The sequence below is a fragment of the Allobosea sp. LjRoot90 genome (assembly GCF_964254315.1).
In the GTDB taxonomy this organism is placed as follows: Bacteria; Pseudomonadota; Alphaproteobacteria; order Rhizobiales; family Beijerinckiaceae; genus Allobosea.
In genome coordinates this window covers 100,537-122,953 of record NZ_CAXUTF020000006.1, presented here as the reverse complement: position 1 = coordinate 122,953, position 22,417 = coordinate 100,537, and the positions used below count along the sequence as shown (strand labels likewise).

The window sequence follows — 22,417 nt, the reverse complement described above, 5'->3', positions numbered from 1 at the left end:
GCGCGCCGGGATGGTCTATTGTGCAAGCAGGCCGGCTCGCAAGAAGCTGTCAGGAGGAAATGTGATGAATGCCTATGTCACCATGCCGCTCGCCTTCGAGGGCCTGCCCGAGGCTGAGATGAAGGCGCGGGCGCTCGAATTCCTCGAAACAATGCGCAAGCGCCGCACCGTGCGCGACTATTCCGACAAGCCGGTGCCGCGCGAGGTGATCGAGGCGGCGGTCGCGACCGCCGGAACCGCGCCGTCAGGCGCCAACCAGCAGCCCTGGACCTTCGTCTGCATCTCCGATCCGGAACTCAAGCGGAAGATCCGCGAGGGCGCCGAGGAAGAGGAGCGCGTCTTCTATGCCGGCCGCGCCGGCGAGGAATGGCTGGGCGCGCTCGCCCATCTCGGCACCGACGAGCACAAGCCCTTCCTCGATACCGCGCCCTGGCTGATCGCGATCTTCGCCCAGCGCTGGGGCTACGATGCGGAAGGCCGCAAGGTGAAGCATTATTACGTGCCGGAATCGATCGGCATTGCCGCCGGCTTCCTGATCGCCTCGCTGCACCAGGCGGGTCTCGCGACGCTGACGCATACGCCGGCGCCGATGAACTTCCTCAACGAGCTCTGCGGCCGGCCCGACAATGAGAAGGCGCTGATCCTGCTCGTCGTCGGCTATCCCGCCGAGAATTGCCTCGTCCCGGCGATAGGCAAGAAGCCCATCGAGGAGATCGCGAGCTTTCTGTGAGCCTCTGATGAAAGGCGAGACGGGAGAACCCCTCCCCCTTGTGGGGAGGGGCAGGGGTGGGGGTCGCAAAGCCGGAGTGATCGGCCTGACTTGATGGCACCGTCGCTGCTGCCGGACCCCATTTCCTGCCGACTATCGCCAGGCGGCACCACCCCCATCCCCAACCCTTCCCCACAAGGGGGAAGGGAGGAGCCAAGGCGATCAGCCATCCGCAGAAGAAGACAAACCGCGGACCCATCCCAGCTGCCGCACTTGAGCAATCGCGCCGGCCATGGCTGATAGGCCGATATGGCCGGCAGGAGATTCGCTTCAGTGGTTCAGACCGGTTCGCCGCCGATCCGCCGGGCCATGGTGCTCGCCGCCGGGCTCGGCAAGCGCATGCGCCCGATCACCGATACGCTGCCGAAGCCGCTGGTGGCGATCGCCGGCAAGACCATGCTCGACCATGCGCTCGACCGGCTTGCCGAGGCCGGCGTCGCGGATGCCGTGGTCAATGTCCATTATCTCGCCGAGCAGATCGAGGCGCGCGTCGCCGGGCGCGCCCGCCCGCAGATAACCATTTCCGACGAGCGCGCCCTGCTGCTCGAAACCGGCGGTGGCGTGAAGAAGGCGCTGCCGCTGCTCGGCACCGAGCCGTTCTTCCACGTCAATTCGGATTCGCTCTGGAGCGAGCGCGGCGTGCCCAATGTCACCGCCATGGCCGCTGCCTGGGATGCGGAGCGCATGGATATGCTGCTCCTGCTCGCCGAGCGCGAGAGCAGCGTCGGCTTCGACGGCGCCGGCGACTTCTTCCGCGACGAGGCCGGCAGGCTGACGCGGCGCGGAAAGGCGGCGAGTGCGCCTTACGTTTATGCCGGCGTCGCGATCATCAAGCCGGAGTTGTTTGCCGACACGCCGGAAGGCCCGTTCTCGCTCAATCTGCTGTTCGATCGCACAATCGCGACGGGCACCCTCTTCGGCCATCTGCTCGACGGACGCTGGCTGCATGTCGGCACGCCCGAGGCGATTCCGCTGGCGGAGCAGGCCTACGCCGCCCATCAAGGCAGCTGACGGGATGGCCGGGCTCAACCTGTTCAGCATCCCGGCCGGCGCACCCTTCCTCTCCGTGCTCGCCGAGGCGTTGATCGCCGGGCGCTTCGGCCGAGCGTTCGACCCGATCGATCCCACTGCCCTCTCGCGCACCACGCTTTATCTGCCGACGCGCCGCGCTGCCCGCGCCTTCTCCGCGGTGCTTGCGGAAAAACTCGGCGGCCGGCCGCTGCTGTTGCCGCGTATCGTCCCACTCGGCGACGTTGACGAGGCCGAGACGGCGCTGATCGCCGGCGCGAGCGATGCCTTGGCGCTGGAGCGGACCGCGCCGATCGATCCCTTGCGCCGTCGCTTCATCCTGACGACGCTGATCTCGGCCTGGGGGCGGACAGCGAACCGGCAGCATCTCAAGCTCGACCCGGCCGAGCCCGCACTGATGCCGGCGACGCTGGCCGAGGCCTGGGGGCTCGCCGGCGATCTCGCTCATTTGCTCGACCAGCTGCAGACCGAAGGCGTCTCGCCGGCACGGCTGAAGGGGCTCGACGCCGCCCGTTTCGACGAAATCTGGCAATTCAACGCCCGGTTCCTCGACATCATCGCCGAGGCCTGGCCGGCGATCCTCGAGCAGCGCGGCGAATGCGACCCGGCCGAATTCCGCAACCGTATGCTCGCGGCCGAGCGCGACAGACTACTTGCCGGCGATTTCCACGGGCCGGTGATCGCGGCGGGCTCAACCGGCACGGTGCCGGCAACGGCGCGCCTCCTCGCCGCGCTGGCCCGCGCGCCGAATGGCGCCGTCGTCTTGCCAGATCTAGACGATGCCCTCTCCGAGCAGGCCTGGCGCGCTATCGTTCAGGAGCCGGCGCCCTCGCATCCGCAGGCGGCGCTGCATCGCCTGCTCGACGAGATCGGCGCCGAGCGCGACGAGGTCGTCACCCTTGCCGAGCCCTCGCCTGGATTGGACACCCGCCGCGACCTGTTGCGCCGGGCCCTCCTGCCCGCCTCGGTCACCGATGACTGGGCCGGCGCCGCGCCGATCGCTGCCGGAGCGCTGGACGGACTGCGCATTGTCGAGGCGGCGGATGAGCGCGAGGAGGCGCTCGCCGCGGCGCTTGCCTTGCGCGAGGCGCTGGAGGAACCGGATGCACGCGCCGCCCTGATCACGCCGGATCGCGGCCTCGCCGAACGCGTCGCCGTCGAGCTCCGGCGCTGGGGCATCCAGGCCGATGATTCCGCCGGCCTGCCGCTCGGCCGCTGGCCGGCGGGCGCTTTGCTTCGGCTGGCGCTCGATGCGGTCGAGGGCGGGCTGTCGCCGGCGAGCCTTGTTGCGCTGCTGGCTCACCCGCTCTGCCGGCTCGGCCTGCCCGAGCTACGCCTGCAGCAGGGCGCGGCAGCGCTCGAGATCGGCTGCTGGCGCGGCGAGGCCGTCGGCCCCGGTTTCGCCGGTTTGCGCCGCGCCTTCGAAGCGATGCCGGATTTGCGCGAAGCGACCTATGCGCCGCGGCCGCGTCGCCGGCTGACGGACGAGGATATCGGTGCGGCCGAAGAGGTGCTCGCCGCGCTTGAAGACGCGCTCGCCCCGCTCGCCGCGGCGCTGGCGGGTCCCGCACCGGGATTGCGCGAGATCTCAGCGCAGGCCCGCCGTGCGGTCGAGAAACTGAGCGGCGACGAGACCGGCGCCGTCCTCGCCTGGCGTGGGCCGGATGGCGAGGCGCTGGCCGCCCTGTTCGACGATCTCGAGGCGGCGCTGCCGGAAGCCCCGGGCGAGGGCCGCGCCCGGGACTGGATCGCGATTCTCGAAGGGCTGATCGGCGAGCGGGTCGTGCAGCGCCGCGATCCCGGCCATCCCCGCGTCAAGATCTGGGGACTGCTCGAAGCGCGCCTGCTCGAGGCCGAGCATGTCGTGCTCGGAGGGCTGATCGAAAGCGTCTGGCCGCCAGCGACGGAGACGGATTCCTTCATCAACCGGCCGATGCGGGCCGAGCTTGGCCTTTCGCCGCCGGAACGGCGTATCGGCCAGACCGCGCATGACTTCGTCGCGGCGGCGCTCGCCGGCAAGGTGACGCTGACCCGCGCCCGCAAGGCCGGCGAGGCCGAGACGATCCCCTCGCGCTTCTGGCAACGGCTCAAGGCGGTGGCGCCGGCCGAGTCCTGGGCGGCTGCCGAAGCGCGAGGCCGGAAACTGGTCGCCTGGGCGCAGCTGCTCGGAAAACCTGCCGATCTCCTGCCTGTGCCGCGGCCAAAACCCTATCCGGCGCCGCATCTGCAGCCGAAGCGGTTCAGCGTCACCGAGGTCGAGACGCTCTATCGCGACCCCTATGCGCTCTACGCCCGCAAGATCCTCAGGCTCGACGCCCTGCCGGAGCTGGTCGAGGACCCCGGCGCGACCGATCGTGGCTCGCTGCTGCACGACATCGTCGGAACCTTCGCCGAAACCTATCCCGAGCACATTCCGGCCGGCGCTCTCGGCAGCCTGATCGAGATCGGCGAGCGGTTCTTCCTGGCCTATGAGGAGACGCCGGAGGTGCGCGCTTTCTGGTGGCCGCGCTTCCTCCTGATCGCGCAGAATTTCCTCGGCTGGGAGGAAAGGCGGCGGCCCGGGCTCGCCCGCATCGCGGTCGAACGCGATACGCAAGGCGAGTTTCCGCTGGCGGACGGTTCCTCGGTCCTGCTCACCGGCCGGGCCGACCGCGTCGAGATCACCCGCGAGGGCGCGTTGCGCATCATCGACTTCAAGACCGGCGCGCCGCCGAGCGATGATCAGGTCCGTCTCGGCTTCGCCCCGCAATTGACGCTGGAAGCCGAGCTCGCCCAGCGCCACGGTTTCTCCCCGGACATCCTGCCCGGCCCGGTCGAGGCGCTGCTGTATCTCAGGCTCAACCATGATCCGAAGAGCTGGGAGAAGGACAAGAAGCTGTCGTTCAAGGACGAGGCGCAGGCGGACGTCACCGCCCGCCATCTCACCCAGTTGCTCGATCATCTTTCCGTGCTGCGCGCCGGCCGCGAGCCCTGGCTGTCGCGGCGTGCACCAGCCTACATCAAATATGCCAGCCCCTATGACCAGCTCGCCCGGGTCAAGGAATGGTCGGCGGCGCCCGATCTCGGCGGTGATGCCGGAGACGAGGCATGACGCCGTCCGGCTGGACCATCCCCGCGCAGACGAGCCGGGCGCAGGCGCTGGCGGCCGAGCCCGATCTCAGCGCCTGGGTCTCGGCCAATGCCGGCTCGGGCAAGACCCATGTGCTGGTCAACCGCGTGCTGCGCCTGCTGCTCGACGGCGTTGCGCCGGGCCGGATGCTCTGCATCACCTATACCAAGGCCGCCGCCGCCAATATGTCGAACCGGGTTTTCCGGGCGCTCTCGGTCTGGGCGGTGGCGTCCGATTCGGTGCTCTGGGCGGCGCTGTCGGCACTGACCGGCCAATTGCCGGCCGCGAGCGACATCAGCCGGGCACGGCGGCTGTTCGCGCAGGCGCTGGAGACGCCGGGCGGGCTGAAGATCGAGACGATCCACGCCTTCTGCACCCGCGTGCTGCAAAGCGCACCTTTCGAGGCCAACGTCCCGCCGCGCTTCGAGGTCGCCGACGACCTCGCCCAGAGCGAATTGATGCGCGACGCCAGGCGCGACCTGCTCGCCGCTGCGCAGGCCGATCCTGACGGCCCGCAGGCGCGGGCGCTGCGCTTCATGGCCGAGCACGCGGCGCAGGACACCTTCGACCAGATCATGCGCGAGGCGCTGCACCAGCGCGCCGTATTCAGCGATGCGGAGGGGCGGGCGCGGAAGCCGGAGGAGATCGTTACAGGGCTCTCCGCCTTCCTTGGCATTGCGCCGGAGCTGACGGTGGAGACGGTTCGCGAGCGCTTCTGCGGGGAGTTGCCTGCTGTGCCCGATCTGCAGCAGCTGCTTGCGGTTTTCGAGACGGGTGGTGTTCTACGCGGCAAGGCCGCGGCTGCGATCAAGTTTGCGCTCTCTAAGGCGTCCAGCATCGACTCTGTCGCGGTTTGCCGCGAAGGCCTGCTGACCGAAAAGGGCCACGTCGACTTGCGTCTTCGCGGCAAGGGCAATAGCGCCCTGCCGGCCGATCTCGACGCGGCGCTCGACGCCGTCGCAGCTTGCCTGGGCGAAGCCATCGAACAGCTCAACGCCGTCGCCGTGCGCGAGCGCAGCGCGGCGCTCGCCGTGCTGGTGACGCATATCCTCGCCGCCTACCGCAAGCTGAAGGCGCAGCGTTCGCTGCTCGACTATGACGATCTGATTGCCAAGACGCGCTCGCTGCTCGACCGGGTCGATCCGGCCTGGGCGCTCTACAAGCTCGACGCCGGCATCGACCACATCCTGCTCGACGAGGCGCAGGACACCAGCGAGGCGCAATGGGCGATCCTGCGCCGCCTCGCCGAGGAGTTCTCGGCCGGAGAGGGCGCGCGCGAGCTGGTTCGACCGCGCACCGTCTTCGTGGTCGGCGACGAGAAGCAGTCGATCTATGGCTTCCAGGGCGCGGCGCCCGCTCATTTCAGCGAGGAAAGGCGGTTGCTCGGCCGGCGCCTCCAGGAGGCCGGCCAGCGTTTCGAGCCGATCAGCCTCACCACCTCCTTCCGTTCGGCGCCCGACATCATGCGCGCGGTCGACGCGGTGTTCGCGCCACGGGAGCACTGGCGCGGCCTCGTCTTCGACGGCGGCGCCGGGCCCGAGCGGCACGATACGGTCAAGCGTGCGGCGATCGGCGCGGTCGATCTCTGGCCGGTCTCGGCCGATGATGCCGGCGACAAGCCCGATGCCTGGACGGCGCCGGTCGATGCGCCCGAGCGCCGCTCGGGCCTGGTCAAGCTCGCCGCTCGCATCGCCGATGTGCTGAAGCGCTGGAGCGATGCCGGCCGCGACGATATCGGCCGGCCGTTCAAGCCGGGCGATGTGATGATCCTGCTGCGCCAGCGCGGCGCGCTGTTCGAGGCGATCGTCAAGGCGCTGAAGGATCGCGGCGTGCCCGTCGCCGGCCGCGACCGGCTGACGCTGGCCGACCATCCGGCGGTCGAGGACCTGGTCGCACTCGGGCGCACAATCCTGCTGCCGCAGGACGACCTTTCGCTGGCAATCACGCTGAAGACGCCGCTTTTCGGCCTCGACGACGATGATCTGATGCGGCTCGCACCGGAGCGAAAGGGCTCGCTGCGCGAGGCTTTCCGCCAGGCGGCGCAGAGCGAGCCGCGTTATGCCGCGATCGAGGCACGGTTGACCGAACTCGCTGAGGAGGCCGGGCGTTGCGGGCCGTTCCGCTTCTTCGCCGGGCTGCTCGGCCCCGGCGGCGGCCGCAATCTTGCGCTAGCTCGCCTCGGCCCAGAAGCCGCCGACGCGCTCGACGCATTCTTGAGCGCCGCGCTCGATCATGAGCGCCGCTATGGCCCCTCGCTTGCCGGCTTCCTGCACCATATCGGCGCGGTGGCGACGCAGGTGAAGCGCGATCTTTCGGCCAGCGCTGGTGAGGTTCGCGTGATGACCGTGCACGGCTCGAAGGGGCTCGAGGCGCCGATCGTCATCCTCGCCGATCTCGGGATAGCGCCGGGCGAGCGGCGTTTGCCGAAGCTGATGGCGGTCGCGCCGCCGCGTGGCGCGCAGGTGCCGGTCTGGCCGACGAAGCGGACCGATGATCCCATGGCGATGCGGCGCGCCAAGGACGCGGTCGTCGCGCAGATGATCGAGGAGCATCACCGCCTGCTCTATGTCGCGCTAACCCGCGCCGAGGAGCGATTGATCCTCTGCGGCACGCAAGCCAAGGGCGAGGCGCCCGAGGGCTCCTGGTATGCCATGGCCGGGATAGGCCTCGCCGGCTCGGAGCCCTGGCTGCGGGACGTGCCGGCCCCCGATGGCGACGGCGAAGTCCGCCGCTTCATGGTCTCGCAGCCGGGAGAGGTCGAGGCCGAGGAGGGCGTTACGGCAGTGGCCGTGACCACGCCGCCGGACTGGCTGACGCGTGCCGCTCCTGATGAGGCCGAGCCAACGCCGCCGCTACGCCCTTCGAGCGCGCTCGCCGCTGCCGATGCGCAGGAGCGCCCGCATGACGGGCCTTTCCTCGCCGGAGCGGCAGCGGCCGGCCGGCTCGCGCATCTGTTGTTGCAGGTCCTGCCGGAGGTGCCGCCGGAACGGCGCGCCAGCACCGCCCATGCGCTGGCGGAGGCGCGTGGCGGCTCGCTGCCGCAGGAGCGTCGCGCCGGAATCGTCGAGGACGCGCTCGCGCTCATTGCCGCACCGGAGTTCGGCGGGCTGTTCGGGCCGGGCTGCCTCGCCGAGGTACCGCTCGCGGGCGAGATCACCATGGCTGATGGCATGAGGCGCCCAGTGCAGGGCCGGATCGATCGGCTCGCCGTCAGCGATGACGAGGTGCTAATCGCCGATTTCAAGACGGCCGCCCGCCCGCCGGAGAACGCGGCTGCCTTGCCCGCCTCGACGCTGGCGCAGCTTGCGGTCTATCGCCGGCTCATCGGCGAGATCTATCCCGGCCGCCGCATCAGGGCGATCGCGATCTATACGGCGAGCCTGAAGCCGCTGGAGCCCGGTGGCGAGCTGCTCGACGCCACCCTGGCGAATATGACGGATCAGCCCCGCTTCACCGGAAGGTGAGCCAGCCTTGACCCTGTGCCCGCCCGTTCATAGCTTCAGCGGTGAATGGCGGCGTTGTTGCCGCGCGCGAATCGAAAGGCGATGAGCCATGGCGACGATCAAAGTGACCGATGCGAGCTTCGAGGCCGACGTGCTGAAGTCGAGCGAGCCGGTGGTTGTGGATTTCTGGGCCGAGTGGTGCGGCCCCTGCCGGATGATCGGCCCGGCGCTCGAGGAGATCGCCGGCGAGATGAACGGCAAGGTCAAGATCGTCAAGATGAATGTCGACGAGAACCAGCAGATCCCGGCTCAGTTCGGCATCCGCTCGATCCCGACGCTGATGCTGTTCAAGGACGGCAAGCTGGCCTCGCAGAAAGTTGGCGCTGCCCCCAAGAGCGATCTCTCGCGCTGGATATCGGCTGCGGTCTGATCTGAAGCGGACGTAATAATAAAAAAAGGCCCGCCCTTGATGAGGGCGGGCCTTCTTCATTTCAGCCTGTCGCTTCGGTCACTTCGAGCGGTTGTCGAGTGCCCAGGCGCCCGCGCCGGCGAAGACCAGGTAGAAGAAGACGAAGCAGTAGAGGATCGCCGCGTCGCCATTGTTCAGCAGCGGATAGATGCTGCGCGGCGCATGGAACATCCAGTAGGCATAGGCCATCTCGCCCGCGAGGATGAAGGCGACGGGGCGCGTCCACAGGCCGATCAGGATCAGCAGGCCGCCGAAGGCCTCGAGGACCGCGCCGAACCAGAACAGCGTGAACATTGCCGGCAATCCGCTGGCCGGCGCGGCCGGGAAGCCGAACAGCTTCTGCGTGCCATGGGCGATGAAGATCAGCGCTGCCGCGATGCGCAGCAGCGCGAGCGCCTGTGGCGCATAGCGATTCAATGAGTTGAGAGCCTGCATGGGCGGGGTCCGTCCAGTTTGAATTAGTCTAAGTAATTGTGTTTGCTGGCGAAGAAATCCTTCTGCCGCTCGGCGCTTGTCTTCGGCCGGCAATGGCCGATCAAGTCACGTTTTCGTTTGCAATGCAGCAAAACCGGTGAGCGGCAAATCGGCAACAGCGGGAAGCTCCGTTCACCATTGCAGAAAAATCGCCAGAATCGGGCTTAACCACCTCTTAAAAGCGCCATGTTTGAATCCTGTCTGGAAAATCGCCGGGCTGCGTCTCGCAGCGCGGTGGCGGGCCTGAACGGGGCGGAATGAACGACCGGTCAAAACGAGGCGGAGAGCGGCGCGAGCCGTCATTCGAGCGTGCGCGCGACGATTACGAGCGCGACGACGGTGATCTGCGCCTGTCAGCGGACGACCGTCCCTATCGTGGAGGAAGGAACCCGGTGGCACCGCGCCAGCAACCGAGCCGCCAGAAGACGGAGCCGCGGGGCGGCCGCAAGCAGCGCCGCAAGCGCGGCTCGTTCTTCGGTCGCATTGTCTATTGGGGCTTCGTGCTCGGCCTCTGGGTCGTGCTCGGGCTTGGCGGCGTGGTCGCCTATCACGCTGCGCAATTGCCACCGATCGACCAGCTCACCGTGCCGAAGCGGCCGCCCAACATCGCCATCCTCGCCGCCGACGGCACGCTGCTCGCCAATCGCGGCGAGACCGGCGGGCGCACGATCACGATCGGCGAAGTGCCGCCCTATCTGCCCAAGGCGTTCGTCGCGATCGAGGACAAGCGCTTCTACGAGCATTTCGGCATCGACCCGATCGGCCTCAGCCGCGCCGTCGTCAACAATCTGACGAAGCGCGGCGGCGTGCAGGGTGGCTCGACCCTGACCCAGCAGCTCGCCAAGAACCTGTTCCTGACCCAGGAGCGCACCGCCGCGCGCAAGATCCAGGAAGCGATCCTCTCGCTCTGGCTGGAGCGGACCTACACCAAGGACCAGATCCTCGAGCTCTATCTCAACCGCGTCTATTTCGGCTCGGGCGCCTATGGCGTCGAGGCGGCGGCGCAGCGCTATTTCAACAAGTCGGCGCGTTCGGTGTCGATCGCCGAAGCCGCCATGCTCGCCGGCCTCGTCCAGGCGCCGTCGCGGCTTGCGCCCAACCGCAACCCCGAAGCGGCCGAGAAGCGCGCCCAGCTCGTCGTCGCCGCCATGGCCGATCAGGGCCTGATCTCGCAGGCCTCGGCCAAGACAGCGCTCGGCACGCCGGCCGAGGTGCCCGAGCGCGTCGGGGCCGGCTCGGTCAACTACGCCGCCGACTATGTCATGGACGTGCTCGACGACTTCATCGGCGCGATCGAAGGCGACGTCACCGTGCTGACCACGGTCGACACCAAGCTGCAGAGCTCGGCGGAGACGATCCTGGTCGAAGCGCTCGCAGCGCAGGGAGCCAAGCTCAACGCCTCGCAAGGCGCGGTGGTCTCGCTGGCGCCGGACGGGGCGATCCGCGCGCTGATCGGCGGGCGCGACTACACCAAGAGCCAGTTCAACCGTGCCACCGCCGCGCACCGCCAGCCGGGCTCGTCCTTCAAGCCCTTCGTCTATCTCACCGCGATCGAGAAAGGCATGACGCCGGATACGATCCGCGACGATTCCCCGGTCTCGATCAAGGGCTGGGAGCCGGAGAACTTCTCCCGGACCTTCCGCGGCCCGGTCACGCTGCAGACCGCCTTCGCGCATTCGCTCAACACGGTCGTTGCCCGCCTGATCCAGGAGGTGACGCCGCGCGAGGTCGTGCGCACGGCCCAGCGCCTCGGCATCAACTCGTCACTGCAGGCCAATCCGTCGCTGTCGCTCGGCACGTCGGAAGTGACGCCGCTCGAAATGACCGCCGCCTATGCCACCTTTTCTAATGGCGGCCAGTCGGTGCTCCCCTATGTGATCCGCGAGGTCAGGTCGACGAGCGGCAAGGTCGTCTACGCCCGCAAAGCGAACAATTTCGGCCCGGTGATCCAGCCGCAGACGCTCTCGATGATGAATTCGATGTTCCACGCGGTGATGACGGGCGGCACCGGCAGCAAGGTCAACCTTCCCGGCTGGGAGGTCGGCGGCAAGTCGGGCACGACGCAGGATTATCGCGACGCCTGGTTCGTCGGCTTCACCGGGCGCCTCGTCACGGCCGTCTGGGTCGGCAATGACGACAACTCGACGATGAAGCGTGTCACCGGCGCTGGCCTGCCGGCCGAGATCTGGGGCAAGTACATGAAGGCAGCCCATGCCGGTCAGCAGCCGGTGCAGCTGCCGGGCGGGCTCTGGCAGTCGGCGCCGAAGTCGATCTTCGACACCGGCGAGCCGGTCGCCGGCGTCGCGCCCTCGCCGCGGACCCAGCAGGCCGCCACCGGCGACCGCGCCTGGACGCCGCCGGCGCCGCAGGAGAAGAATTTCTTCGAGCGTCTGTTCGGCGGCTGATGCCTTACGTCCCGCGCGGCTTGGCGCGGGTCGTCGGCGCCGCTGCTGCGGGGTCGTCCGGCCAGGGATGGCGCGGATAGCGCCCCTTCATCTCGGCCTTCACCGCTGCCCAGGAGCCGCGCCAGAAGCCCGGCAGGTCGCGCGTCACCTGGATCGGCCGGTGCGCGGGCGACAGCAGCTCCAGCACCAGCGGCACGCGCCCGCCGGCGAGCGAAGGGTGCTGCGCCAGCCCGTAGAGCTCCTGCACCCGGACCGAGATCGTCGGCCCGGCCTCGGCGCCATAGTCGACCGCGAGTTGCGAGCCGGTCGGCGCCGCAAAATGCGTCGGTGCCTCCACGTCGAGCCGGCGCTTCAGTTCCCAGGGCAGCAAGGTAGAGAGCGCCGCGTCGAGGTCGCCCGCAGTGATCGCCGATAGCGAGCTTCGCCCAAGGATATGTGGCGCCAGCCACTCGGTGACGCCCTCGGCGAGGCCGGTATCGGAGAGATCTGGCCAGCCGGCATCTGCCCCTTCGGCCACCCGCAGGAAGGCGACGCGCTCGCGCACCTGCTGCTGGCCTTTGCTCCAGGGCAGCGCCTCAACCCCAAGCGCGGCGATCCCCTTCGCCAGTACCTCGGCATTCTCCGCCGAAGCCTCGACCGGCAAAGGTCGCTCGGCCAGCACCAGCGCACCGTATTTGCGCGCCGCGCGGGCCCGCAGCGCCCGTGCCTGCCGGTCGAACACGGTCTCGTTGCGTTCCGACAGGGCGATCCGGATCAGTCCGGAGGCGGCGAGCGCGGCGATCTCGGCCTCGCTGATCGCAGTGGCGCTGAGGATGCGGGCCTGCTGCGCGCTTCCCGTCATCTCGCCGACGACGAGATAGGGCTCGCGCGCCAGCCTCTGGCCGGGCTCAAGCGCCGCGCCCCGGCCATTGGCAAGCAGGTATTGCCCGGAACCGGGCTGGCGCGCCTTGGCGACGCGATCGGGAAAAGCGAGGGCCAGCAGGAACCCGGGCGAGAGCGCCTGCTCCTCGCCTGCCGGCACCTTGCCGGCCGCCTGCCGGGCCCAGCCTTCGGCGAGGCGGCGCATGTCGCCGGCACGGCCGCCGCGCTCGCGCCCGAAACGTTCCAGCCGCTCGGCGAGGTCGATCGCATCGCCGCCGAGCCCGCGCTCGACCAGCAGCGCCGCCAGCAAGGCGGCCGGCTCGGCCTGGCGATGATGTGCCGCGCCGACGACCATATGCGCGAGCCGCGGTGGCAGCGGCAGCGCCTGCAGCGCCTTGCCGCCATCCGTGATGCGGCCGTCGGGCGCGAGCGCGTCGAGATCATTAAGCAGCGCCCGTGCCTCCTTCAGCGCCGGCGCCGGCGGCGGGTCAAGAAAGCTGAGCGTAGTCGGATCGGTGACGCCCCAGGCGGCGCAGTCGAGCAGCAGCGGGGCGAGATCGGCCGACAGGATCTCCGGCCGGGCGAAGGCTTCGAGCGCGCCGTTGCCCGCCTCCTCCCAGAGCCGGTAGCAGATGCCGGGCTCGGTACGGCCGGCGCGGCCGCGGCGCTGGTCGGAAGCCGCCCGGCTGGCGCGTTGGGTGACGAGACGGGTTACGCCGATATCGGGCTCGTAGAGCGGTACGCGGGCAAGCCCGGAATCGATCACGACGCGCACGCCCTCGATCGTCAGCGAGGTCTCGGCGATCGACGTGGCGAGCACGACCTTGCGCCTGGCCTTGGGCGCCGGCAGCACGGCGCGGTCCTGTTCCGACTGGTCGAGCGCACCATAGAGCGGCGCGATCTCGATCGCGGGATCGCGGACCTTCTCGCGCAGGCGTTCCTCGACCCTGCGAATCTCACCCTGGCCGGGCAGGAAGACGAGCAGCGAACCGCTCTGCTCGTTCAGCGCCAGCAGTACGGCCTCGGTGACCTGATCCTCGATCCGCTTCAACGGATCGCGGCCGAGATAGCGCGTCTCGACCGGATGGGCTCTGCCCTCGCTCTCGATCACCGGGGCGCCGCCGAGGAGCCTGGCGACCCGCGCGCCGTCCAGCGTCGCCGACATGACGAGAATGCGCAGGTCCTCGCGCAGGCCGGCCTGTGCATCGAGCGCCAGCGCCAGTCCGAAATCGGCATCGAGCGAACGTTCGTGAAACTCGTCGAACAGCACGGCGGCGATGCCTTCGAGCGTGGGATCATCGAGAATCATCCGGGCGAAGACGCCCTCGGTGACGACCTCGATCCGCGTCTTCGGCCCGATCTTCGAGCCGAGCCGAACGCGCAGGCCGACCGTCTCGCCGACACGCTCGCCGAGCGTCTGTGCCATACGGTTGGCGGCGCCGCGCGCCGCCAGCCGCCGCGGCTCCAGCACGATCAGCTTGCCACCGCTGGTCCAGGGCTCATCGAGCAGGGCGAGCGGCACGCGCGTCGTCTTGCCGGCGCCGGGCGGCGCGACGAGCACGGCGTTCGGCCGCTCGCGCAGGGATGCCGCGAGAGCGTCGAGAACCGCGTCGATCGGTAAGGCTGTGTCGAAGGCACGCATGGGCCTGCGATGTGGCGCAGGCGGCAGCGCGGTGCAAGTCGGCTCAGGCGGCCTGCTTCAGCCCCACCGCGAACGGCGTCAGGCTGACCGCGCCGGCCTTGGCCGAAACCAGCGTGTTGCAGGGCAGCGCCTGCCAGCACTCGCGGGCGGCATCGACCGGCTCGGAGGCGATGATCACCGCATCGCCGCGATCGCAGAGATAGAGCGTCGGCGGCTTTGAGTCGGAGGACCAGCGCACGGCATGGATCGTTTCGCCATCGGCGAGCGCGGCGGCGCAGCGCAGGGGCTCGCGCACGCCGGCCTCCTGCATCAGCGCCAGCGCGTCACCCAAGGCTCCCGCAAGCGCATCGCCGGGCGCTGCGCCCTCGGCGATGCGCGCCAGCGCCAGCAGGAACAGCGCCTCGGAATCGGTGGTGCCGACGCGGGCGCCGTAAAGCGCGTCCGGGATCAGGCTCTCGAGCCTGCGCCTGATCAGGGCATAGCCGCCGATCTGGCCGTTATGCATGAACAGGTGCCGGCCATGGACGAAGGGGTGGCAGTTCGCCCGCGTCGTCGCCGTGCCGGTGGCGGCGCGCACATGCGCGAAGAACAGATGCGAGCGCACGAGACGCGCGATCGAAAGCAGATTCTCGTCCGACCAGGCCGGCCTGATCTCGCGATACTGGCCGGGCTCCTCCCGCTCGCCATACCAGCCGACGCCGAAGCCGTCGCCATTGGTGCCGGTCTTGGCCTCCTCGGCATGCAGCGATTGGTGGATCAGCGAGTGGCAGGGCGAGGCGATGAAGTCCTCGAGGAAGACGGGGGCGCCGGCATAGGCGAGGAAACGGCACATGGTGGTCCCGAATCAGCTGCGGGCGGGACGCCGCAAGAGAAGATTATTCCACGAGAATGAATACCGGCATAATGATTCATCTCTCGCCCGCTCATCCGGCTCTCCTTCGCTGGAGGGCGGCGACTGTAGAGCCCAAGAGCCTGTGTCGTTGCGAGCCGCATAGCCTTGCTATAACCGTCGCCGCGATAGGGTGACGACAATGTCCCGCGGCAAGCGGGCAGGGAAGGGGCCGATTTTCATGCTGACGAAACTCGCCGGCGCGGCACTCCTGTTCACCCTCATTCCTCAGGCCGCTTTCGCCGCCGGCGACATCGGTGGCGCGACCATGGGCGTCGCCTGGGCGCTGCCTTTCGCCGGCATGCTGCTCTCGATCGCGCTCGGCCCGGTGCTGTTCCCGCATTTCTGGGAGCTGAACTATGGCAAGTTCGCCGCCTTCTGGGCCGTGCTGGTCGTCGTGCCGCTCCTCCTGTTCCGCGGCTTCGATCCGGCGCTGGGCGCATTGCTGCACACCGCGCTGCTCGAATACGTCCCCTTCATCATCCTGCTCTTCGCGCTCTTCACCATCGCCGGCGGCATCCTGATCACCGGCAACCTGCACGGCACGCCGGCGACGAACACCGTGCTGCTTGCGATCGGCACGCTGATGGCGAGCTTCGTCGGCACGACCGGCGCCTCGATCATCATGATTCGCCCGGTGCTGCGGGCCAATGACGCCCGGCGCTTCAACGTCCATGTCGTCGTTTTCTTCATCTTCCTGGTCTCGAATATCGGCGGCTCGCTGACGCCGCTCGGCGACCCGCCGCTCTTCCTCGGCTTCCTGCGCGGCGTCTCCTTCTTCTGGACGACGACGCATCTGCTGCCGGAGACGCTGTTTGCGGTCGCGGTCCTGCTTGCTGTGTTCTACGCGCTCGACAGCTGGTTCTTCCGCAAGGAGGAGAATTACCCGCCGCTGCGCGACCCGACGCCGGACCGTGCCATCAAGCTGTTCGGCAAGGTCAATATCCTCCTGCTCGGCGGCGTCATCCTCGCCATCCTGATGTCGGCGAGCTGGAAGCCCGGTGTCGCCTTCACCATCCACGGCATCGCCGTGGAATGGCAGAACCTTGTGCGTGACCTCGCCTTGCTGGCGCTCGCAGGGCTGTCGCTCGTTCTGACGCCGAAGCCGGTGCGCGCCGGCAACGAGTTCAGCTGGGGGCCGATCAAGGAGGTCGCCAAGCTCTTCGCTGGCATCTTCGCCTGCATCATCCCGGTGCTGGCGATGTTGCAGGCGGGGAAGAATGGCGCCTTCGCGCCGCTGGTCGCGCTCGTCAGCAATGCCGACGGCAGCGCCAACAACACAGCCTATTTCTGGCTGACCGGCGCGCTCTCCTCCTTCCTCGACAACGCCCCGACCTATCTCGTCTTCTTCGAGCTCGCCGGCGGCGACGCCAAGGCGCTTATGACGACCGGAGCGCTGACGCTGACCGCGATCTCGGCCGGCGCCGTGTTCATGGGCGCTAACTCCTATATCGGCAATGCGCCCAACTTCATGGTCTATGCCATCGCCAAGGACCGGAAGGTCGCGATGCCGAGCTTCTTCGGCTACATGCTCTGGTCCGGCGCAATCCTGATCCCGCTCTTCCTGCTTGAGACGCTGATCTTCTTCCGCTGACCGTCCGCACCACCGCCTCGACAGGCTGGCAGCGGCGACATAAACCGGCGGCCCCGACCGAGAGCCGCCGAACCATGCCCCTGCGCCCTGACACGCTGGCGATGACCGCCGTCCTCGCCATGCTGACGGCGCTCGGCCCGCTTTCGACCGATTTCTATTTGCCTTCGCTGCCCGAGATCGCGCGGGTGATGGGAACGGATTTCGCCGGCGCGCAGGCGACGCTCTCGGCTTTCCTGTTCGGTTATGCCGCCGGCCAGGTCATCTGGGGTCCGCTCTCCGACCGGCTCGGCCGCCGGCCGGTGCTGATGATCGGCCTATGCCTGTTCATCGCGACGACGCTCGCCTGCACCTTCGCGCCATCGATCGACGCGCTGATTGGGGCGCGCTTTGCCCAGGCCCTCGGCGCGTCCGGCCCGATCGTGCTCGGCCGCGCCATGGTGCGCGACCTCTATGAAGGGCCTCGCGCCGGCCGCGAGCTCGCCCGCATGGGCATGATCATGGGTCTCGTCCCGGCGATCGCGCCCGTCATCGGCGGTGTGCTGCAGAACGCCTTCGGCTGGCGCTCGACTTTCCTCGCTTCGCTCGTCTTCGCGCTGGCGATGCTCGCGATTATCGTGACCGTGATGCCGGAGACGCTGCGCCAGCGCTCTCCGGACGGCCTCTCCCCGCTCGCGATCATCCGCGGTTACAGGCTCCTGCTGCAGAACCGGGCCTATCGGGTCTACGTCGCCTTGACCGCGCTCGCCTATGCCGGGCTCTTCGCCTTCATCTCGGGTTCCTCCTTCGTGCTGATGGGCGTCTACGGCCTGTCGGCGCCGGCCTACGGGCTTTCCTTCGGCTGTGCCGTGCTCGGCTTCATCCTCGGCACGATCATCGCCCAGCGTCTGGTCGGACGGCGCGGGCTCGATGGCGTGATCGCGCTCGGCGTCGCCTGCCTTGCCGCAGGCGGGCTCGCCATGCTGGTTTGCGTTACGACCGGTTTCGGCGGGCCGTTCGGCGTCATCGGCCCGATGGCGCTCTATGCCTGCGGCATCGGCCTGACCATGCCGCAGGCCCAGGCTGCGGCGATGATGCCGTTCCCCGAGCGGGCAGGCGCGGCCTCGTCCTTGACCGGTCTGTGCCAGATGCTGTTCGCAGCCTGCGTCGGCCTGCTCGTCGGCCATCTGCTCAAGGGCAGCGCGCTACCCTTGCCCGTCGTGATGTCGGTGATCGGCGTGGCGACGCTCATCCTCTTCCACGCCAGCGCCGGGATCCGAGCCGGCAAGGCCTGAGGCTTAGTTCCCCATCCGGTCGCGCCATTGCCGCTCGCCCTGCAGGCAGGAGAGACGCGATGCCGGCGCCTGCTGCGCCTTCTGGACGAGGGCTTCAGGTCCCGAGGCCGGCATTTCCGCGATCTCGCGCACCAGCTTGGTCCGGGTCGCATCGGCGAACTGCTTGCGCTCGCGGATCGGGATCACGAAGGCACCGATGCCGGTGATGACGCACTCCTCGTAGTAGACATCGAGGTTGTCGATGTCGAAATAGCTCGCCTGCTTCAGCATCACCGGCAGGCCGTTGATGGAGATGCCCTTGTCGCGGGCGGCGTCGCGGGCCTGCGTCACCGGACGGCCGTCATTGTTGGCGCCGTCGCCGGAGATGTCGATGACGCGGCGCATCGCCGCGACATTGCTCGTCTCGAGCAGCGAGACGGCGAGATCGATCGCGCCGGAGATCGAGGTGCGCCGTCCGCGCCGGGTCTGCGCCTCGCCGAGCTCTTCGGCGAAGGCGATGGCCGATTGCGGGGTCTCGATGATCGTCCAGGGCTTGACGATGTGCTGGAAGTCGCCGCCCGCCCATTCGAAATAGGTCACGGCGATCTTGCCGATCGCGCCCTTGGCGATCGCCTCGTGCAGCAGCTTCGAGCGGAAGGCCTCGATATAGCCGTTGCGCTGCAAGGCGAGCTCGTCGAGATCCATCGAATAGGAGACGTCGACCGCCAGCACCAGCGCGACATCGACCTCCTCGGGCGGCTGAGCCGCTTGCTGCGCATTGAGCGCTGATGCCGGCCAGAACCCGACTGCCGCGAGACAAAAGAGACCGAACAGCCAGCGCCGCATCGAAACCTCCGTCATCTGTCGTCGAAGCGTGACGCCGAAAGGAGGCTGAGTTTCGGACGAAGGCAGGCTTCAAACGAATGTCATTGAAGTCTGCGCCCAGTTTCGATTCGCGCCAAGCACCAAAACGGGGGTGTTGGCCCGAAAAGTGGGCATTCTTGCGGGAGTAGGTGCTTTGGCCGTCTCAGCCGCGGCGGCGGCTCTCCACGATCGTGAGTGCGGCCTGGAAGGCTTCCTCGACGCCGAGCGCCGAGGTGTCGAGCAGGACTGCGTCTTCCGCCGCCTTCAGCGGGGCGTCGCCGCGACCTGAGTCCCTGGCGTCGCGGCGGCGGATGTCCACCAGGATGCCGTCGAGTGTCGTTGTCTCCCCGCGCCCGGCCAGCTCCTTGTGCCGGCGCGCGGCGCGAACCTCCGGGGTCGCGGCGACGAAGAGCTTTACCGTGGCGTCGGGACAGATCACCGTGCCGATGTCGCGCCCGTCGAGAACAGCCCCCGCGCCCGCCGCGGCAAAACGGCGCTGCCGGTCGATCAGGGCGCGCCGGACTGCCGGAAGTGCCGCCACGACCGAGGCCGCCTCGCCGATCTCGCGGCCGCGCAGCCGCGCCTCGTCGATCGCGCTATCGTCGAAGCCTGCGGCCGTGGCGGCGGCAGCTTCCATGTCGTCGAGCAGCTGGCCGGCATCGAGCATGGCGCGGGCGACCATGCGGTAGAGCAGGCCGGTATCGAGATAGGGCAGGCCGTAGTGCGCGGCCAGCCGGCGCGCCAGCGTGCCCTTGCCGGAGGCCGCCGGCCCATCGACGGCGATGACCAGCCGGTGGGCCTGAGTCGCGGAAGCGGGCGGCTGGGCGTCGGGCACGGCATCGTCTTTCATGTGGCGAGAAGTCGGGCAGATTTCTAAATCACTGGGGGCAATGATGCGAAGCGGTTTTGCAGCTGGCGTCGTGGACTTGCGCCTTGACCAAATCAAGATTTGACAGGGGCGCTTGGCCCGACTAACGGACGCCCCTGCTTTTTTGGAATTCAGCACGAACTCAAAGGTCCGACGCAGTGGCGAAACCGGAACTTGGCACCAAGCGCGTCTGCCCGGTCACGGGGCGCAAATTCTACGATCTCGACAAGGATCCGATCGTCTCGCCCTATACCGGCCAGTCCTATCCGCGCTCGCTGTTCGAGCCGCAGGCCAAGGCAGCCGCGGCAGCGGCAGTGGCGCCCAAGCCGGCCGATGACGAGGAAGAGGCCGATCCCGCCGACGGCGCGGTCGAGCTCGTCTCGCTCGACGATGCCGACGCGGAAGCCGCCGAGAAGGAGCCGGTGGTCACCACCGACGACGACATCGAGATCGAGGATGACGGCGCCGCCGATAGCGACGACACCTTCCTGGAGGAGGACGAGGAAGGCGACGACGATGTCGCCGACCTGATCGATAGTGACATCGAGGGCGACGAGGACGTCTGAGTCGCGCCAAAGTCGCGGCTTTGGAAAAAGCGCGACGGGAACGTGACATCAGTGCTTGTGTCTCGGCGCAAGCTTGCCTATAGAGCGCTTCGTCGCTGCGGCGGCGGGCGCGGACCGGCTCTGAGAGCCTTCAGGACCGCGACGATTTCCCGGCCTTTTCCCAAGAAGGCCGGCAGAGTGGGGCCATAGCTCAGTTGGGAGAGCGCTTGAATGGCATTCAAGAGGTCGGCGGTTCGATTCCGCCTGGCTCCACCAAATTCTCCCCGACAGACCTGATATCTGATTATCCCGGCGAGCAGCTCGCTGGGGCTCGAACGGCCCCGGTTCTGCAAAGCCGATCGCCCAATCGAGCGGGAGTCACGCTACCGGCGCCGGCCCTCGATACAGGGCAGGCTGTCGGCTCCAGCGCGACCCGCCGGGCGCTTTGCAGCCTGGCGAGAGTTCAGCTCGCCGGAAACGCGATCTTCAAAAAGCCGGACGGCGTTCGAAACCGCGGATCTGATCCGCTCTGTGCCCAGGCGCGTTTACCGGGAAGCTGTGCCGCAGTTGTGGAACTCGATTGAGGTAGTTTTTTTAAATCACAAGCCATAAGTAGAGAATATTCATCGTATTTATATCGTCTCTTAGAGTTTTATCTCGAAGCGGTATTTAATAGATGTCGTATTGTACGATGGTAATCTCCTGCGGAGACCGTTCTTTTTAAAAAACACTTCTCTTGACCACCTGCAGTGCTGCCCGTCATCGTGAATGACAGAGGCCGCGAAGTTCGCGCCCGTCATAATATTCGCTCGATGCGAGGTCCGCGATGTCCAATGCCGGCCGCCAACTCACGCTCAACCTGTTCATCTATCCGGGCGGCCACCACGAGGCCGCTTGGCGCTACAAGGAGTCCGAGCCGGCGCGGGTGCTCGACATCCGCTACTATCAGGAGCTGGCGCGGAAGGCCGAGGCTGCGAAGTTCGATGCGGTCTTCCTCGCCGACGGGCCGTCCCTGGCGGAGAATGTCCGTTATTCCTCGCGCGTTCGCTTGGAGCCGGTGACCTGGTTGACCGCGATCGCCGCGGCCACCGAGAAGATCGGCCTGATCGGCACGGCCTCGACGACCTATAACGAGCCCTACAACCTCGCCCGGCTCTTCGCCTCGCTCGACCATATCAGCGGCGGCCGCGCCGGCTGGAACATCGTCACCACCAGCGATGCCGGTGCTGCTCACAATTTCGGCCTGCCTGAGCATCCGCCTCATGGCGAGCGCTACGAGAAGGCACGCGAGTTCCTCGACGTCGTCACCAAGCTCTGGGACAGCTGGGAGGACGACGCGCTCGTCGCCGATCCGCAGAGCGGCATCTTCGCCGATGCCGATAAGGTCCACCGCATCGACCATGTCGGCAAGCACTACCGCGTCCGTGGCCCACTCAACGTCTCGCGCTCGCCGCAGGGGCGGCCGGTCTATGTCCAGGCTGGTTCCTCGGAGGACGGTCGCTCCTTCGCGGCTCAGTTCGCCGAGGCGATCTTCACGGCGCACCAGACGCTGGGAAGCGCGCAGGAGTTCTATTCCGACATCAAGGCGCGCGCTGCCGCTCTCGGCCGCCGGCCGGATCACTTACGCATCCTGCCCGGGATCAGTCCTTTCCTTGGCTCGACGCAGGTGGAAGCCGATCGACTCGAGGAGGAAATCAACGACCTGATCCAGCCCGCCGCTTCGCTCGACCAGCTCAAGCGCATGATCGGTGTCGACCTCAGCGGTTACGACCTCGACGGCCCCGTGCCGCGTCACATCATCGATACCAACGGGCCGAAGGGCCTTGCGAGCCGCTTCCAGCTTGTCGTCGATATCGTCGACCGCGAGAATCCGACGATCCGTCAGCTGATCCAGCGCCTTGCCGGCGCGCGTGGACATCGCGTCGTCGTCGGCACGCCGGAGCATGTTGCTGACGAGATCCAGACCTGGTTCGAGCAAGGTGCCGCCGACGGCTTCAATGTCATGCCGCCCTGGATCCATGGCGGCTTCGAGGTCTTCGTCGCCGAGGTCGTGCCCATCCTGCGCAAGCGCGGCCTGTTCCGGCAGGAGTATTCCGGCGCGACGCTGCGCGACCATTACGGGCTGCCGCGCCCGGACAGTGGCTATGCCGAGGCGAGGCGCAAGAGCGCCTGAGCGCCCGGCTTCGCAACCAACCTTCCCAAAGCG

At 68.0% G+C, this 22,417-nt stretch carries 15 protein-coding genes and 1 tRNA gene; 11 read left to right on the top strand and 5 right to left on the bottom strand.

What is annotated here, in order from left to right; all coding sequences use genetic code 11:
* The first annotated feature begins 64 nt into the window (after positions 1-64).
* From ACSQ3M_RS21225 to trxA, 5 genes are all read left to right on the top strand, one after another.
* Entirely contained in the window at positions 65-730 is a 666-nt protein-coding gene (locus ACSQ3M_RS21225; RefSeq protein ID WP_436152058.1) for a nitroreductase family protein, read from the top strand.
* 348 nt (positions 731-1,078) lie between these two features.
* The gene (locus ACSQ3M_RS21220) at positions 1,079-1,780 is read left to right on the top strand and encodes a nucleotidyltransferase family protein (RefSeq protein ID WP_436152255.1); all 702 of its coding nucleotides are present in this window, start codon (positions 1,079-1,081) and stop codon (positions 1,778-1,780) included.
* Between the two features lie 4 nt (positions 1,781-1,784).
* On the top strand, positions 1,785-4,889 hold the full coding sequence (gene addB / locus ACSQ3M_RS21215) for a double-strand break repair protein AddB (RefSeq protein ID WP_436152057.1): 3,105 nt from the start codon (positions 1,785-1,787) through the stop codon (positions 4,887-4,889).
* Complete coding sequence (gene addA, locus ACSQ3M_RS21210) at positions 4,886-8,371, top strand: double-strand break repair helicase AddA (RefSeq protein ID WP_436152056.1); 3,486 nt, start codon at positions 4,886-4,888, stop codon at positions 8,369-8,371. The genes addB and addA overlap by 4 nt, the downstream gene beginning before the upstream one ends.
* A gap of 88 nt (positions 8,372-8,459) precedes the next feature.
* Positions 8,460-8,780, top strand: a complete 321-nt coding sequence (gene trxA, locus ACSQ3M_RS21205) for a thioredoxin (protein WP_129159056.1) — start codon at positions 8,460-8,462, stop codon at positions 8,778-8,780.
* A gap of 78 nt (positions 8,781-8,858) precedes the next feature.
* Here trxA and ACSQ3M_RS21200 read toward each other — a convergent pair whose 3' ends face one another.
* Complete coding sequence (locus ACSQ3M_RS21200) at positions 8,859-9,254, bottom strand: DoxX family protein (protein ID WP_436152055.1); 396 nt, start codon at positions 9,252-9,254, stop codon at positions 8,859-8,861.
* Between the two features lie 296 nt (positions 9,255-9,550).
* On the opposite strand from ACSQ3M_RS21200, the gene ACSQ3M_RS21195 reads away from it, so the two are divergent.
* On the top strand, positions 9,551-11,698 hold the full coding sequence (locus ACSQ3M_RS21195) for a transglycosylase domain-containing protein (RefSeq protein WP_436152054.1): 2,148 nt from the start codon (positions 9,551-9,553) through the stop codon (positions 11,696-11,698).
* 4 nt (positions 11,699-11,702) lie between these two features.
* Here the strand turns inward: ACSQ3M_RS21195 and hrpB are convergent, their stop codons facing one another.
* Positions 11,703-14,201: an ATP-dependent helicase HrpB gene (gene hrpB, locus ACSQ3M_RS21190; protein ID WP_436152053.1), complete on the bottom strand. Its 2,499-nt coding sequence runs from the start codon at positions 14,199-14,201 to the stop codon at positions 11,703-11,705.
* Between the two features lie 43 nt (positions 14,202-14,244).
* Entirely contained in the window at positions 14,245-15,033 is a 789-nt protein-coding gene (locus tag ACSQ3M_RS21185; RefSeq protein ID WP_436152052.1) for a class II glutamine amidotransferase, read from the bottom strand.
* Between the two features lie 238 nt (positions 15,034-15,271).
* On the opposite strand from ACSQ3M_RS21185, the gene ACSQ3M_RS21180 reads away from it, so the two are divergent.
* On the top strand, positions 15,272-16,684 hold the full coding sequence (locus ACSQ3M_RS21180) for a sodium:proton antiporter (RefSeq protein ID WP_436152051.1): 1,413 nt from the start codon (positions 15,272-15,274) through the stop codon (positions 16,682-16,684).
* A gap of 74 nt (positions 16,685-16,758) precedes the next feature.
* Positions 16,759-17,955, top strand: a complete 1,197-nt coding sequence (locus ACSQ3M_RS21175) for a multidrug effflux MFS transporter (protein ID WP_436152050.1) — start codon at positions 16,759-16,761, stop codon at positions 17,953-17,955.
* 3 nt (positions 17,956-17,958) lie between these two features.
* On the opposite strand, the gene ACSQ3M_RS21170 is transcribed toward ACSQ3M_RS21175, so the two are convergent.
* A complete protein-coding gene (locus tag ACSQ3M_RS21170) occupies positions 17,959-18,780 on the bottom strand; it encodes a DUF1194 domain-containing protein (protein ID WP_436152049.1) in 822 nt (273 codons plus the stop codon).
* A 181-nt stretch (positions 18,781-18,961) separates the two neighbouring features.
* Complete coding sequence (gene cmk / locus ACSQ3M_RS21165) at positions 18,962-19,588, bottom strand: (d)CMP kinase (RefSeq protein WP_436152254.1); 627 nt, start codon at positions 19,586-19,588, stop codon at positions 18,962-18,964.
* A 236-nt stretch (positions 19,589-19,824) separates the two neighbouring features.
* On the opposite strand from cmk, the gene ACSQ3M_RS21160 reads away from it, so the two are divergent.
* From ACSQ3M_RS21160 to ACSQ3M_RS21150, 3 genes are all read left to right on the top strand, one after another.
* Positions 19,825-20,232, top strand: coding sequence for a TIGR02300 family protein (locus tag ACSQ3M_RS21160; protein ID WP_436152048.1), 408 nt, complete (start codon positions 19,825-19,827; stop codon positions 20,230-20,232).
* 179 nt (positions 20,233-20,411) lie between these two features.
* A tRNA-Ala gene (locus ACSQ3M_RS21155) sits at positions 20,412-20,487 on the top strand.
* A 550-nt stretch (positions 20,488-21,037) separates the two neighbouring features.
* Positions 21,038-22,384, top strand: a complete 1,347-nt coding sequence (locus ACSQ3M_RS21150; protein WP_436152047.1) for an LLM class flavin-dependent oxidoreductase — start codon at positions 21,038-21,040, stop codon at positions 22,382-22,384.
* Positions 22,385-22,417: the final 33 nt, after the last annotated feature.

Excerpts from the sequence above, each read along its gene's own strand:
- ACSQ3M_RS21225 (WP_436152058.1), top strand. The coding sequence starts at position 65 with ATGAATGCCTATGTCACCATGCCGCTCGCCTTCGAGGGCCTGCCCGAG.
- ACSQ3M_RS21220 (WP_436152255.1), top strand. The coding sequence starts at position 1,079 with ATGGTGCTCGCCGCCGGGCTCGGCAAGCGCATGCGCCCGATCACCGAT.
- addB (WP_436152057.1), top strand. The coding sequence starts at position 1,785 with ATGGCCGGGCTCAACCTGTTCAGCATCCCGGCCGGCGCACCCTTCCTC.
- addA (WP_436152056.1), top strand. The coding sequence starts at position 4,886 with ATGACGCCGTCCGGCTGGACCATCCCCGCGCAGACGAGCCGGGCGCAG.
- trxA (WP_129159056.1), top strand. The coding sequence starts at position 8,460 with ATGGCGACGATCAAAGTGACCGATGCGAGCTTCGAGGCCGACGTGCTG.
- ACSQ3M_RS21200 (WP_436152055.1), bottom strand. The coding sequence starts at position 9,254 with ATGCAGGCTCTCAACTCATTGAATCGCTATGCGCCACAGGCGCTCGCG.
- ACSQ3M_RS21195 (WP_436152054.1), top strand. The coding sequence starts at position 9,551 with ATGAACGACCGGTCAAAACGAGGCGGAGAGCGGCGCGAGCCGTCATTC.
- hrpB (WP_436152053.1), bottom strand. The coding sequence starts at position 14,201 with ATGCGTGCCTTCGACACAGCCTTACCGATCGACGCGGTTCTCGACGCT.
- ACSQ3M_RS21185 (WP_436152052.1), bottom strand. The coding sequence starts at position 15,033 with ATGTGCCGTTTCCTCGCCTATGCCGGCGCCCCCGTCTTCCTCGAGGAC.
- ACSQ3M_RS21180 (WP_436152051.1), top strand. The coding sequence starts at position 15,272 with ATGCTGACGAAACTCGCCGGCGCGGCACTCCTGTTCACCCTCATTCCT.
- ACSQ3M_RS21175 (WP_436152050.1), top strand. The coding sequence starts at position 16,759 with ATGCCCCTGCGCCCTGACACGCTGGCGATGACCGCCGTCCTCGCCATG.
- ACSQ3M_RS21170 (WP_436152049.1), bottom strand. The coding sequence starts at position 18,780 with ATGCGGCGCTGGCTGTTCGGTCTCTTTTGTCTCGCGGCAGTCGGGTTC.
- ACSQ3M_RS21150 (WP_436152047.1), top strand. The coding sequence starts at position 21,038 with ATGTCCAATGCCGGCCGCCAACTCACGCTCAACCTGTTCATCTATCCG.